The 12,850-nt window shown below is 52.1% G+C and carries 13 protein-coding genes; all 13 read left to right on the plus strand.

All coding sequences use genetic code 11. The annotated features are described in order from the left end of the window. The first annotated feature begins 137 nt into the window (after positions 1-137). Positions 138-572, plus strand: coding sequence for an Lrp/AsnC family transcriptional regulator (locus PHV74_10895; GenBank protein ID MDD5094867.1), 435 nt, complete (start codon positions 138-140; stop codon positions 570-572). A gap of 859 nt (positions 573-1,431) precedes the next feature. Next, on the plus strand, positions 1,432-3,768 hold the full coding sequence (locus PHV74_10900; GenBank protein ID MDD5094868.1) for an MMPL family transporter: 2,337 nt from the start codon (positions 1,432-1,434) through the stop codon (positions 3,766-3,768). Positions 3,769-4,213: 445 nt separating this feature from the next. After that, on the plus strand, positions 4,214-5,962 hold the full coding sequence (gene thrS / locus PHV74_10905) for a threonine--tRNA ligase (protein MDD5094869.1): 1,749 nt from the start codon (positions 4,214-4,216) through the stop codon (positions 5,960-5,962). Between the two features lie 117 nt (positions 5,963-6,079). Beyond that, entirely contained in the window at positions 6,080-6,625 is a 546-nt protein-coding gene (gene infC, locus PHV74_10910) for a translation initiation factor IF-3 (GenBank protein MDD5094870.1), read from the plus strand. Beyond that, positions 6,603-6,806 (plus strand): 50S ribosomal protein L35, encoded by a 204-nt coding sequence (gene rpmI, locus PHV74_10915; GenBank protein ID MDD5094871.1) that lies wholly within the window; start codon positions 6,603-6,605, stop codon positions 6,804-6,806. Before infC ends, rpmI begins: the two co-directional genes overlap by 23 nt. A 9-nt stretch (positions 6,807-6,815) precedes the next feature. Then, on the plus strand, positions 6,816-7,169 hold the full coding sequence (rplT, locus tag PHV74_10920; GenBank protein ID MDD5094872.1) for a 50S ribosomal protein L20: 354 nt from the start codon (positions 6,816-6,818) through the stop codon (positions 7,167-7,169). 148 nt (positions 7,170-7,317) lie between these two features. Then, positions 7,318-8,358 carry a phenylalanine--tRNA ligase subunit alpha gene (pheS, locus tag PHV74_10925; GenBank protein ID MDD5094873.1) on the plus strand — a complete coding sequence of 347 codons (1,041 nt, stop codon included), beginning with the start codon at positions 7,318-7,320 and terminating at the stop codon, positions 8,356-8,358. Between the two features lie 15 nt (positions 8,359-8,373). After that, positions 8,374-9,189: a dihydropteroate synthase gene (gene folP / locus PHV74_10930; protein ID MDD5094874.1), complete on the plus strand. Its 816-nt coding sequence runs from the start codon at positions 8,374-8,376 to the stop codon at positions 9,187-9,189. A gap of 132 nt (positions 9,190-9,321) precedes the next feature. Further along, a complete protein-coding gene (locus PHV74_10935; protein MDD5094875.1) occupies positions 9,322-9,996 on the plus strand; it encodes an isochorismatase family protein in 675 nt (224 codons plus the stop codon). Between the two features lie 93 nt (positions 9,997-10,089). Then, positions 10,090-10,974: an NAD(P)/FAD-dependent oxidoreductase gene (locus PHV74_10940; protein ID MDD5094876.1), complete on the plus strand. Its 885-nt coding sequence runs from the start codon at positions 10,090-10,092 to the stop codon at positions 10,972-10,974. Continuing rightward, positions 10,962-11,903 (plus strand): radical SAM protein, encoded by a 942-nt coding sequence (locus PHV74_10945; GenBank protein MDD5094877.1) that lies wholly within the window; start codon positions 10,962-10,964, stop codon positions 11,901-11,903. Before PHV74_10940 ends, PHV74_10945 begins: the two co-directional genes overlap by 13 nt. Then, positions 11,900-12,172, plus strand: a complete 273-nt coding sequence (locus tag PHV74_10950) for a type II toxin-antitoxin system HicB family antitoxin (GenBank protein MDD5094878.1) — start codon at positions 11,900-11,902, stop codon at positions 12,170-12,172. The genes PHV74_10945 and PHV74_10950 overlap by 4 nt, the downstream gene beginning before the upstream one ends. A 245-nt stretch (positions 12,173-12,417) precedes the next feature. After that, positions 12,418-12,850, plus strand: a 433-nt coding sequence (locus PHV74_10955; GenBank protein MDD5094879.1) for a phenylalanine--tRNA ligase subunit beta, incomplete at its 3' end; no start/stop codon positions are given.

The raw sequence follows: 12,850 nt of genomic DNA on the forward strand, positions 1-12,850 counted from the left end.
CTGGTAAACCATCGGTCAAATTCCTGGAATGTCCCGGGATAATCAATGCCAGAAACAGGATGAACAGACTCTTCCATGCCTACATACTACATTTTGTGGCCGGTTGAGTAAAGTGCATACCCACTTTTGAAAAATCTTTGATTGGGGAGTTGGAATTGAACCCCAGGGAAGCCATATCGCAACTTGCCAAAAAATTGGGAACAAACAGGGCAAATGTGAGCAAAAGAATGCAATCACTTCTGGAAAAAGGAATTATCCGAATCGTAAGTAGGCCGGATCTCTCCGCACTGGGGTATAAAATATGGATAACGATACGGCTGAAAGTCGATCCGTCCAGGATCGATAGAATTGTGGAAACCCTGTGTGGCTATCCGAATGTGACGCAGGTCATGATGCTTACGGGGATGTTCGAACTGGGCATCGCGGCGGTATTCAAAGACCGGGATGAAGTGTATGATTTCTTGGAGAATAAACTGGGAAAAATTCCCGGGGTGATGAGGCATGAGACGATGATGAATTTGAAGAACTACAAGCGTGCTTTTGGGTTGCCTCCCCTGCGCGATAGTAGATAATGGGCGAAAGCCCTGCAGCCTTGGCGGCAGCCACGTGGCCCGCGATCCTCGCTCCGCCGAATATTGCTGCGAACACTGTAATCCTTCAATAATCGCTTTGAACCGGCGGGCGTGTTAATGCATTTGTACCCTCATCGCATTTGATGAATTGCAAAGTCTTTTTGTCTGTGCCACCTTTTCCTCCAGTTTATCTTACACGATAACCATCACCCTTTGGGCAAGATTGTCGACTTTTCTGTAGTACCTCTGTCAATCTCATCACGTGTGGCGCTTGGCTCAACGGGCATGAGCTGAATGTGATTTGGATGAATCAATTTCGCCGCTGTCAGACTAATCGCGTGAAGCATGGCATGCGTAATGCCACAGACTAATTCATACTGCACTCATATCGTACATGAATATCGTGCATGTTGATATTTTTAAAAAAGTGTCATAAAATACTCTACGGTTTAAACCAAAACCCGAACTTAGACAAGAAATGGAACAACGATTTAGGGCCGGTCCAGTTCAATGTGCTTCAGCTAGCCTCCAGTGTCTCCGTGAATCATTGCATCTGTTTGAGCTTGAACACGTATCGTCGGAGAACGCTGGAGTCATTGAATTGAAGCTGGCGCCATGGGGTGGAGTGGATGTTTGCCTTGTTCGTGATCAGAGTTCTATCTCGATGGCAGTGTGGCGTAACAGAGGCGATAAAACAGATGACATCAAACGTTTCCTCACCAGGAAGAAAGGAGTCAAACTCAGTAGATACAATTTAGACCATGATTCTGCACCGTAAACGAAACAGTCTGAGATGTAAATCTAGGCAAATCTAAAAATACACCGGCGCTGCTCAGCGCGGAAAGGAAAGGGATTCAACATGATAGAGAAGGTTCTATTAGGTACCTGGGGCTTCATAGAGAAGCGAGCCAAGCTGGTATTGATCCTTGCAGCGATTCTACTGATCGTTGCCTTAATGGGAGCCAAGCAAGTCGAGAAGTCCAACACTTATTCAGACTACATGAAGACGAGTTCACAGGAATATAAGGACTTGATAAGGCTGGATGAAAATTTCAGTAGCGACCAGATTATCATCATCCTGGAAGGTGCCAGCACCGCCGCGATTGTAAGTGATCAGAATCTGGCGGCGATGAAAACATTCGAGGACACCTTCTATGAATTGAATGCAGAGGGCCAAAAGGTGCCGATTGACAATGTGCAGTTTGTCATGACACCTGAGTATGTTATCAGCGCGGCAAAGGCTAAAGCAGCTGCCGCAGACCCTCAGGCTGTCCTTCCACCGAACGAATCCTATGTGATCGATCCCGCCACCGGGAAACTGAACGGGAGCGGAAGAGGCGTTTTCTTCAATGAGACAAACGGCATGATCGTATTGTCGATGAAGGGAGGGCTTGACGACGATCAGAAACACGAACTCATCAAAGAAGCCGAAAATACCATGGAAGCGGCCGGTTTTGAGAATGTCACTATAACGGTCACCGGTTCTCCCATGGTGCTGGATTACCAGATACAGAACATTCCGAAAACCGTCAGCAAGATTATGGGGATCGCCATTATCTCCATGTTCATCATTGTGGCGCTTCTGTTCAAAACCAGGGGTTCTTTCGCCTGGCGATGGTTAGCCGTGGGCGTTGTCGGTCTGGCGGTGATCTTTACTATGGGCGTCATGGGCTTCATAGGCTTGGATACCACCACCGTTTCCCTGGCAGTATATCCCATATTGTTCGGGTTGGGCGCGGATTACTGCATCCAGTTCCATAATCGTTATGATGAGGAACAGCGAAAAGGGCTATCGGCATCCCAGAGCGTAAAGAACACTCTTTCTCACATCGGCCCTGCCCTGGTTATCGCCATGGCCGTTGCCGTTGCCGGTTTTGCCTCTGTGCTGCTTTCCAATTCACCTATGGTAGTGGGCTTTGGCAAAATGCTTATCATAGGCGTGGTCATGTGTCTGGTGGTTTCGGTCGGAGTACTGCTCCCCATCCTCTACCTGAAGGATAGAAAGAACGATGCCACCAACAAGCCGGAACCGCTGAAAGATACAAACATCGATAAACTAGCGTCATGGATTGCTCACAAAGCGGTGAAGTATGTCGCCATTCTCCTGGTTATCGCCGTAGGATTATCGGCCTTCGGTTGGCTCCAGGAATCCAAACTTGAGGGTGGGGTCGGGTATAAGGACGGCCTAAGAGCCGACTCGTCAACAATGAAGGACCTGGAGAAGTTGTTGAAATTGTCCGGAGGAACCAGTTCCTCGGATCTGATACTGACAGTTCCGGAGGGTAAGTCAGTCCTTGAGCCCAGCATCATGCAATGGGTGATGGACCGCGAGAAGGAGCTCCTGGCAAACTACGGCGCAAAAACTAATCCCGGCCATTTTGCGGGTTCGGCATCCAGCATAGGGGACTTTTTTGTGCGAACCATGGGGGCGCTACCCAAGGACGCAGCAACAGCTGATGCTATTCTGAAGAAGATGGACCAAAGGAATTGGATCAACAGTGTCTCCGTTGATCGCACACAGATGCACATTTCGACGAAGGCTGTCTCGGCGGAAGCTCAGGATAAAGCGGTCATGAATGATGACAACAGAAAAGTGTTTGCCAATCCGCCCGAGGGAACCGAGGTCATATTGACAGGTACTACTCTGCAGAACCCGAAAATGCTTAAGGATATAGAGGACGGCCGTACCAAGTTCACCTATATCGGGCTGGGGTTCATCATCGCCATGTTGCTGATATGCTTCAGGTTCAAGGTTTCGAGAGTTTTGGTGGCTGTCCTGCCTGTTATCCTGATTCTGGGCTGGTCCACGGCCATCATGTATGCTCGGGGTATGCATATAACCACCGTCATGGCGGTAATGCCGGCCCAGGTGATGGGAATCGGCGTAGAGTTCACTGTCCTGATCTTGATGCGCTACTATGAGGAGCGAGATAAGGGTGGACTGCCCATGGATTCCATGGTCACGGCCATGAGCCGGATCGGGCGGGCCATCATCGTTTCGGGAACGATGGTCGCTATAGGCTTTGGCTCGATGTGGTTCGCTTTCGATTATCCCAAGTTGAGCGCTTTCGGATGGATTACGATTTGCGATATGATACTGATCTTACTCAGCTCGCTGGTTTTGTTGCCGGGCATTGTGGTTAAATTCGATGACTGGCGGGATCGCAACAAGAAGGTTGCCGTACCAGTCAAATAGCGTGTTGATGACATAGCTGACATGCTGGACTGAAAGTGCCACCCAGACACTCGCGGGCCAGCAGCGTTGGCTTGTCGCCCCTTTTTTGTGCGACGGGGACTGTCTCGATATGAACGGGACAGTCCCCGGTATTTTTATTCACGTGACAGCTTTGCGGATAGCCTTATTCCGTCGAAGGTCTGGTCAAGTGGTATCAACTCCCGGCTTTTCCTGTCTCACTCGATCAGATGTTGCTTATGTGCTTATTACCTAGTAACAAGCCGGACTCACAACTGTTTTTGCTCCTCAGAACCATCACGCGAGGAGACTGCCGGATGATTCGAAAGCCAAAGTAGTGTATACTATGTATTTGTGAACCCAGAGACTGCCGGGGAGACTGCGGTTACCCTGGGACACGGCGGTGTCAGGCATCTTTGAACTCAGTACGGATTGAAGGATAAACAAGATGGAACATGAGGAGAAAGCGGAGCGCCTGGCAATGCTGCGCCATTCGGCGGCTCACGTGATGGCACAGGCGGTTCAGTCAATATTTCCCGGAGTGAAGTTCGGCATCGGGCCGGCGACCGACGATGGCTTTTATTATGATTTTGATGTAGCTAAACCGCTAACTCCCGAAGACCTCAGTAGCATTGAGGAGAAGATGCGCCAGTCTATTGCTGCCGATGTTCCCTTCCTCAAAGAGGAGATGGGCAAGGAAGCGGCGCGCTCGATATTCCAGTCGCAGCCCTACAAGATCGAGTTGATTGACGGTCTGGAGGAAGAGACGGTCACCCTCTATCGGCAGGGGGATTTCACCGACCTCTGCCGCGGCCCTCATGTAGTATCCACAGGTCAAATTGGGGCTTTCAAGCTGCTGAGCATCGCTGGTGCTTACTGGCGTGGCGATGAGCGCAGATCGATGCTGCAGCGAATCTATGGCACAGCGTGGGAGACGGCAGAAGAGTTGCAAAAACATCTTGCCTGGCTGGAAGAGGTCGAAAAGCGCGATCACCGCAAGCTGATCAAGCAGCTGGACCTGATCAGCTTTCACGAGGAGTCCGGGCCCGGTCTGGCTTACTGGCACCCTAAAGGCGGTCGCATTCGAGTGTTGATCGAGGATTACTGGCGCAAACTGCACTATGAGGGCGGCTATGACATCATTTTCACCCCGCATATTGGGCGCTCACATTTGTGGGAAACTTCCGGGCATCTTGGTTTCTACAAGGACAGCATGTATTCGCCCATGGATATCGATGGGCAGGATTACTTTATCAAGCCGATGAATTGCCCGTTTCATATCAAGATTTATAAATCCCGGCTGCGTTCCTACCGGGAATTGCCGCTGCGTTGGGCGGAGCTGGGTACGGTTTATCGTTATGAGCGCAGCGGTACGCTTCATGGACTCATGCGGGTGCGCGGCTTCACTCAGGATGACGCGCATATCTTTTGTATGCCGGAGCAGATTGAGGACGAGATTCTTCGGGCGCTGGACTTCTGTACTAATTTGCTCAGATCGTTTGGGTTTGAGGACTTCAAGGTGGAGCTGAGCGTGCGGGACCCTCAGAATCTAGGGAAGTACGGAGGCAGTGATGCGATGTGGGATCAGGCCGAGGGATCGCTGGTTCGGGCGCTGAAAGCGCGGAACTTCGATTACGTCCGGCGGGAAGGAGAGGCCGTTTTCTACGGTCCCAAGATCGATGTCAAAATCAAGGATGCGTTGGGAAGATCGTGGCAATGCTCGACTATCCAGTTCGATTTCAACCTGCCGGAGCGCTTCGATATGACTTACATCGGCGTGGATGGCAAAGAGCATCGCCCCTATATGGTCCATCGCGCTTTGATGGGGAGCCTGGAGCGATTCTTCGGAGTTCTCACTGAGCACTATGCCGGGGCTTTTCCGGTCTGGCTTGCTCCGGTGCAGGTGCAGATCATACCGATTGCCGATCGTCATCTGGACTATGTTCAGAAAGTTGCCGGTGAATTGAGGAAAGAGGGTTTACGCGTGGAAGTCGATGACCGCAAAGAGCGAATGAATCTCAAGATCAAGGATGCCCAGCAAGCCAAAATACCCTATATGGTCATTATCGGTGATGCTGAGGTTCAGGAATCGACGATCAGTGTCCGGCTGCGAAATGGAGAGAATCTTAAATCTCAATCGCTGGAGGCATTCAAAGATCGCGTGAAGGCTGCTATAATATCTAAGCGAGAGCTTTGACATATTCAAAGGATTATGCTATAAAGTTGACTACATGCTGATTTGGCTCATTCAGGTTGAAAAGGGGGAAGAATAGTCAAGAAATATACCGCAGCTCAACCAACCAAGCAATATCGCATTAACCAGTGGATCCGGGCCAGGGACGTGAGGGTGATTGGTGAAGAGGGAGAACAGCTGGGAGTGATGCCATTAGTGGATGCCCGGAGGTTAGCGGATGAGAGAAGTCTCGATTTAGTGGAAGTGGCTCCGGGCTCCGATCCGCCGGTCTGTCGGTTGCTGGATTTTGGCAAGTTCAGGTATGCTCAGGCCAAAAAGGAACGCCAGGCCAGCAAGGCTCAGAGGTCAACAGGTGGGCTTAGAGAAATCAGGATGCGCCCCAAAATCGGGCAGCATGATATCGAATTCAAAGTCAGAGCAATCAAAAAACTTCTTGAAGAAGGAAATAAGGTTAAGGTCCTGGTCATATTCCGTGGTCGGGAGATCGCCCATCCGAATCTAGGTAAAGAGATCCTGGATGGTGTACTGGAAACCTTGGGGGATTCAGCCAAGGTGGAAAGAGCATTGGGTATGGAAGGACGGAGTATGACGGTGATTTTGTCATCGGGAAAGCAAGCAAAAGTGGAACCAAAAGGGGAAAAGAATGCCGAAACTGAAAACCCGTAAGTCGCTGCAGCACCGTTTCCGCGTCACGGGAACGGGCAAAATTATGCGTACCAAGATTGGCAAGAGCCATCTGAGGCGTAACAAAAGCAAACGAACCCTGCGAGTCTATTCGCAGAGCTTGGAAGTAGACCACGTCGATGTCAAGAGAATGAAAAGCGTTTTCCCCAAGGGGCTAAGATAAGGAGACATCATGCCACGAGTTAAGGGCGGAACAACCACTCGGCAGCGCCACAAAAAGGTGCTGCAACTTACCAAGGGACACAGGGCATCAAACAGCACGCTCTATCGAAGGGCGCATGAGTCGATGCTCCATTCGCTGAGCTACTCTTATCGCCACCGCCGAGAGCTTAAGAGAGATATGCGTGGTCTCTGGATTATGCGCATTAATGCTGCGGCCAGAGAGAATGGCATGCCTTACAATCGGTTCATGCACGGTTTAACTGAAGCAGGCGTGTCCATCGATAGGAAGATGCTGGCTGACCTGGCGGTGAGAGATTCTGCGGCGTTTACAAAGCTGGTGGAAGTGGCCAAAGGGGCGAAGTAGCAGCTTCCTTACCGAGACGATAAAAAGCCCCCGCAAGGGGGCTTTTTTCATGGGCAGGCGGGAGTTTCGGGAATCAGGATTCGGGTTGAGGTCCTGAAGTTGACCCTTCCGGCAAGCCTGACTATAATACAACCAAACGGAGAAAGCCATGATCAAAGCGCTGGAAGAACTCAAATCCCGATCACTGGATGATCTGGGGAAGATCAGTGATCTGAAGGGCATGGAGGGATGGCGGGTCACCTACATGGGTCGGAAGGGAGAACTGACTCAGGTGCTTCGAGGTCTTTCCGCTCTGGCGATAGAACAGAGGAAGGAAGCGGGGGCTAAAGCCAACCAGCTTAAGGCGCTTCTGGAAGAAAAACTGGCTCAGAAGGAAGAGGTCCTCAAGAAGGAGGAGTTGAAGAAGCGCCTCGAAGAATCGCGCATCGATGTCACTCTCCCCGGCTATCCTGTCCGGCTCGGTCGCCTTCATCCTACTACACAGATACTCCGAGAGGCTTGCGCCGTCTTCACTGCGATGGGTTTCGAGGTTGTGGAGGGCCCGGAGGTGGAGACGGACCAGTATAATTTTGAAGCTTTGAACATCCCCAAAGATCATCCGGCGCGAGACATGTGGGATACCCTGTGGATGGACTACCAGAACGAGAAGGGCGAAAGGCCCTTTCTTCTGCGCACTCACACGTCGCCGATGCAGATCAGGTTCATGGAGAAGCATCAACCGCCTATCCGAGTGGTCATGCCCGGGAAGGTTTACCGCTATGAGGCTACCGACGCGCGGCATGAATCGATGTTCCATCAACTGGAAGGTTTGGCGGTAGATAAGGGCATCACCATGGCTGATCTCAAGGGCACGCTTTACGAATTCGCCCGCCAGCTTTTCGGGCTTGACCGGAAGGTCCGGTTCCGATGCGATTACTTTCCTTTTGTCGAACCCGGCGTCGAGATGGCTATCGACTGCTTTATCTGTAAGGGTAAAGGGTGTCGGGTTTGCAGCGGCGAGGGATGGATCGAAATCTTGGGCGCTGGAATGGTCCACCCCGATGTTTTGCGGCGGGTAAACTATGACCCCGATATCTACACCGGCTTTGCCTTCGGCATGGGACTTGAGCGCGTTCCGATGCTCAAATACGGCATCGACGATATCCGGCATTTTTACGCCAATAACCTTCGCTTTCTGGAACAATTCTGAGGTCGGTGGAAGAGAGTGACCATCTCTCCGGAACCACTTAAGATTGTCGGCATTCTGAACATCACTCCTGACTCCTTCTCCGACGGCCATCGATATCTGGATACGGAAGCCGCAATCCAAAAAGGGCTGAGCCTGATCGCTGAAGGGGCGGATATGGTGGATATCGGGGCGGAGTCCAGTAATCCCGACGGCGCAAAAGTTTCGGCCGAAGAAGAAATCGGGCGACTTGCGCCGGTGATCAAGACCCTCAAAAAACACGGTGTCCGAATTTCCATCGATACCTACAAGCCGGAGGTGATGGAACAAGTCATCTCCCTTGGGGTAGACATGATCAACGATATCACTGGCCTGCGAGACCCGGCAGCAATTGAAGCAGTTCGGAAGGCCAACATCCCGGTGGTGATCATGTTCGCCCGAAATCTTGATCCTCACGCTGAACGAGCACAGCGCGATCACCAGACCGTCCTGGCCGAGATCATCGATTTCTTCCGTCAGCGGCTCGAAGTCCTGCACCAAGCCGGAATCGCCGCCGACAAAATCATCATCGATCCGGGCATGGGGTTATTCCTGGGAGGCAACCCGGAGCCCAGCCTGATGGTCCTGCGGCATATCGAGTTGCTCAAGGAATTCGGGCATCCTATCTACCTCTCCACTTCGCGCAAGTCATTTATCGGAAGGGTGCTGGATCGGTCGGTTCAGGAAAGGGGAATCGGGACACTAGCCACCGAGATATGGGGTTATCTTCATGGCGTGAGCTATATCCGAACCCATGAACCCCAGCCGTTACGTGATGCCATTCGGATGATCCGGGCGATTGAGCAGGTGGAGTGAGGCAAGTGTCATTCTGAATGGAGCAAGGCGGAGCGAAGAATCTTAAGAGATATGTATCGGCCAAGAGATTGTTCGCTTTGCTCAGAATGACATGACTTCCATTATCGGGTTGACCGGACACACAGAAGCGCGATGAGCAACGAAGCCTATTTCACCCCAGCGAATCTACACCGGAAAGCTCGCATGATGCTGGCGGATTTGCAGGGATGCAGAGCCAGGCACAACCAAACGCTTGACCCGAAACGCTCCGCCCTGCTGGTGATCGATATGCAGCGGTATTTTGTGGATGAGTCTTCCGGGGCATATCTCTCTGCCTCGGCGGCCATCATCCCTGGCATCTTGAGGGTGATCGACTGTTTTTCTCACGCGGGCTCACCGATCTTTTTCACCCGCCATTTGAACACCGACGTCAATGCCGGGATGATGTCTTCATGGTGGCATGGCGATCTAATTCGGCCGGAAGATCCCCTGAGCGAAATCAGCCCCCGGTTCGACGTCTCCAAGGGGACGGTGATCGAAAAGAGCCGATACGATGCGTTTTACCAGACTCAATTGGGAGAGATACTTCACGGACAGAATATCAACCAGGTAATTATTTGCGGAGTGATGACGCATCTCTGCTGCGAGACCACTGCCCGTTCGGCGTTCATGAGGGGATTTGAGGTCTTCTTTGCCGTCGATGGAACGGCCACTCAAAACGAAGCTTTTCATCGGGCGGCGCTCTTGAATCTGGCACATGGCTTTGCCGTGCCGGTTTTGATTGAGGAGATCGTTGCTGGTTTTGCTAATATCAGCACAAGAAGCTGAACAATCCGTTCATGATGAGCTGCGTCGAATCATAACGGATTATCAAGACAGCCCTTCAACATTGCCAGGGCGAACGGAATACAGTTCACTCTTATGAATATGCAAGACGTTGTAGTCATCGGGGCGGGGCCGGGAGGAATCGCCGCTGCCATCCAACTCAAGCGCTATGGGATTGAACCGCTTTTGCTGGAGAAAGATCGAATCGGCGGGCTGCTGCTCAATGCTCATCGGGTGGAGAACTACCCCGGATTCCCTGAGGGAATTGCCGGGATCGATCTGGCCGGGCTTTTTGAAGCTCAACTGAAGGGGATCGGAGTGAGAGTCTGCTTTGAAGAAGTGCTTCGCCTCGACTACGAGGACGCTTTTCTTATCCAGACTCGCAAACAGGTGCTTCGTTCCCGAATCGTGGTGATCGCTTCCGGCACCAAGCCAAAGGAAATCGACTTTCCCTGCGATGCGCCGGAGAGGGCTTTTAGTGAAATCAGGCCGATCGCCAATGTTGCAGGCAGAAGAATCGTCATCATCGGTGCGGGAGATGCAGCCTTCGACTACGCTCTGAATCTTGGCCGGAAAAACGAGGTGTTGATTCTGAACAGGAATCAGGGCCCGAAATGTCTGCCTCTTCTCCAGGAGAGGGTTCAACAGATTTCCAGTATTGTCTATAGGGAGGACTCCAGAGTCAGGGCGGTCAAGCGCACGGCAGAAGGAGTCATTGTCAGCTACGCTAATCAGGCCGGGGAGTGTGAACTTCAAGCTGATTATGTTATATTTGCTATTGGCAGAACCGCTCAGACCGACTATCTGGCTCCGGGCCTCAAAGAGCGAGTCCCCGATCTGGAGAAGCGCGGTCTGCTTTACTTTGTGGGGGATGTGAAAAATGGCATCTTTCGGCAGACTTCCATTGCTGTGGGAGATGGAATGCAGGCGGCAATGAGGATTTACCAGAGACTGCAGGAGACCGGATCATGCGAATCGTGAACGCTCCGCAAAGAGAGGATGTTGCCACTGTCCATATCCTCGATATGGGAGAGGGCAGGCTGGTGGAGTGCGTGGAATCGACCCAGCCGCCGCTGACGAGGGATCAGAAGTGGGTGCTGATCGTCTCCGTTCTCTTCGGTTGTCCGGTGCAATGCCTGATGTGCGATGCCGGCGGTAGTTACAGCGGAAAGCTGTCAGCGGAGCATATTTTTGAGCAGATCGACTACCTCATCCGCAGCAGATATCCCGATGGCATCATTTCATCTGAGAAGTTCAAAATTCAGTTCGCCCGGATGGGGGAACCGGCGCTCAATCCGGCGGTGATTGACGTGCTCGACCAAATCCAGGATCGTTATTACATTCCGGGCTTTGTGCCCTCGATATCCACGATTGCGCCCACGGGGACAGAAGGGTTTTTTGAGCGGCTTCTGGAGCTCAAATGCCGCAACTATACCGGGGGCCGGTTTCAGCTTCAATTCTCCATCCATACCACCGATGAGAAACTGCGCGACTGGCTCGTCCCCGTCAAGAAATGGGGGTTTTCTCAAATCGCCGAATACGGCTCTAGGTTTCACCGGGACGGCGATCAAAAGATCACCCTGAACTTCGCCCTTGCCGAAGGCATGCCTGTGAACGCGGCAGTTCTTTTGAAGCATTTCTCTCCGGGAAAGTTCATCCTGAAAGTCACCCCTGTCAATCCCACCCAAAGGGCTTCCGAAAATGGCCTAGTGTCCTATATCGACGCGTATGCCTCGGACCGCGGCTATGAGGTGATTGAAAACCTGCGCGCCGCCGGATATGAGGTCATCCTGAGCATCGGAGAGGTGGAGGAGAATCGCATTGGAAGCAACTGCGGGCAGTATGTGATGAAGCGTCGGGATTCAGTATTCAGGGAACGGCCAAATTTGATTGCGGAGGTGGCGTTGTGACCCCAAAGTTCATCTTGACGGACTATGTGGACAAGGTCATGGCAGGTGCCGTCTATGACAAGCTGGAGGATGGCTTCTTTAGCGGCCGCATTCCGCTGTGCAAGGGAGTAATAGCGTTCCGGCCAACCCTGCGCGATTGCGAGGATGAATTGCGCTCCACTCTGGAGGATTGGATATTGCTCGGTCTCAAGTTGGGCCATCCCCTGCCGGTGATCGATGGCATTGATCTGAATAAGGAGCCAAGATGTGAGTCCGTGGGGGCCGTGTAAACAGCGCGTATTTATTCGCAAGCTCCGCAAATTGGGGTTTGGCGGGCCCTTTCAAGGTTCGCGCCATCGATTTATGGTCTTTTCCAAACACCGACTGACGGTGCCATCAAACCCGGAATACTCAACCCCTCAACTCCGGATGCTCCTCCGCGAGGTGGAAGAGATCATCGGAAGAGAAGTCACAGAACGGGAATGGGCTGATTTATAATAAAAGAGTTGATGACAAATTTCATCGAGGTTGAAAAATGAAAGTTTCGCTCAAATGGCTCAAAGATTATGTGGATATCCGGATGCCGCCGGAGGAGCTGGCGGAGAAGCTGACCATGATTGGCCTTTCCGCGGCCGATATCAAGACCATTGGCGCTAACTGGCAGAATGTGTTCGTGGGGGAGATCACCGGGATCGGGCCGCATCCCAATGCGGATAAACTGCGTCTGGCTGCTGTCACCCTGGGGCAGGAGCCAATCACTGTGGTCTGTGGCGCGCCCAATATTGCCATCGGGCAGAGGATCGCCTTTGCCGGAGTGGGAGCCAAGCTCTTTGACGGCCACTCCGGGAAGTATATGGAACTCAAGCCCGCCAAAATCCGTGGCGTGCAATCGGAAGGGATGGTCTGCTCTGAGAAGGAGCTCGGAATTTCCGATAGTCATGAGGGAATTCTGGTGCTGGCCTCGGATG

The sequence above is a fragment of the Dehalococcoidia bacterium genome (assembly GCA_028711995.1).
Lineage (GTDB): Bacteria > Chloroflexota > Dehalococcoidia > SZUA-161 > SpSt-899 > JAQTRE01.

Excerpts from the sequence above, each read along its gene's own strand:
- pheS (MDD5094873.1), top strand. The coding sequence starts at position 7,318 with ATGATCAAAGCGCTGGAAGAACTCAAATCCCGATCACTGGATGATCTG.
- PHV74_10900 (MDD5094868.1), top strand. The coding sequence starts at position 1,432 with ATGATAGAGAAGGTTCTATTAGGTACCTGGGGCTTCATAGAGAAGCGA.
- PHV74_10940 (MDD5094876.1), top strand. The coding sequence starts at position 10,090 with ATGAATATGCAAGACGTTGTAGTCATCGGGGCGGGGCCGGGAGGAATC.
- PHV74_10935 (MDD5094875.1), top strand. The coding sequence starts at position 9,322 with ATGAGCAACGAAGCCTATTTCACCCCAGCGAATCTACACCGGAAAGCT.
- PHV74_10945 (MDD5094877.1), top strand. The coding sequence starts at position 10,962 with ATGCGAATCGTGAACGCTCCGCAAAGAGAGGATGTTGCCACTGTCCAT.
- rpmI (MDD5094871.1), top strand. The coding sequence starts at position 6,603 with ATGCCGAAACTGAAAACCCGTAAGTCGCTGCAGCACCGTTTCCGCGTC.
- rplT (MDD5094872.1), top strand. The coding sequence starts at position 6,816 with ATGCCACGAGTTAAGGGCGGAACAACCACTCGGCAGCGCCACAAAAAG.
- thrS (MDD5094869.1), top strand. The coding sequence starts at position 4,214 with ATGGAACATGAGGAGAAAGCGGAGCGCCTGGCAATGCTGCGCCATTCG.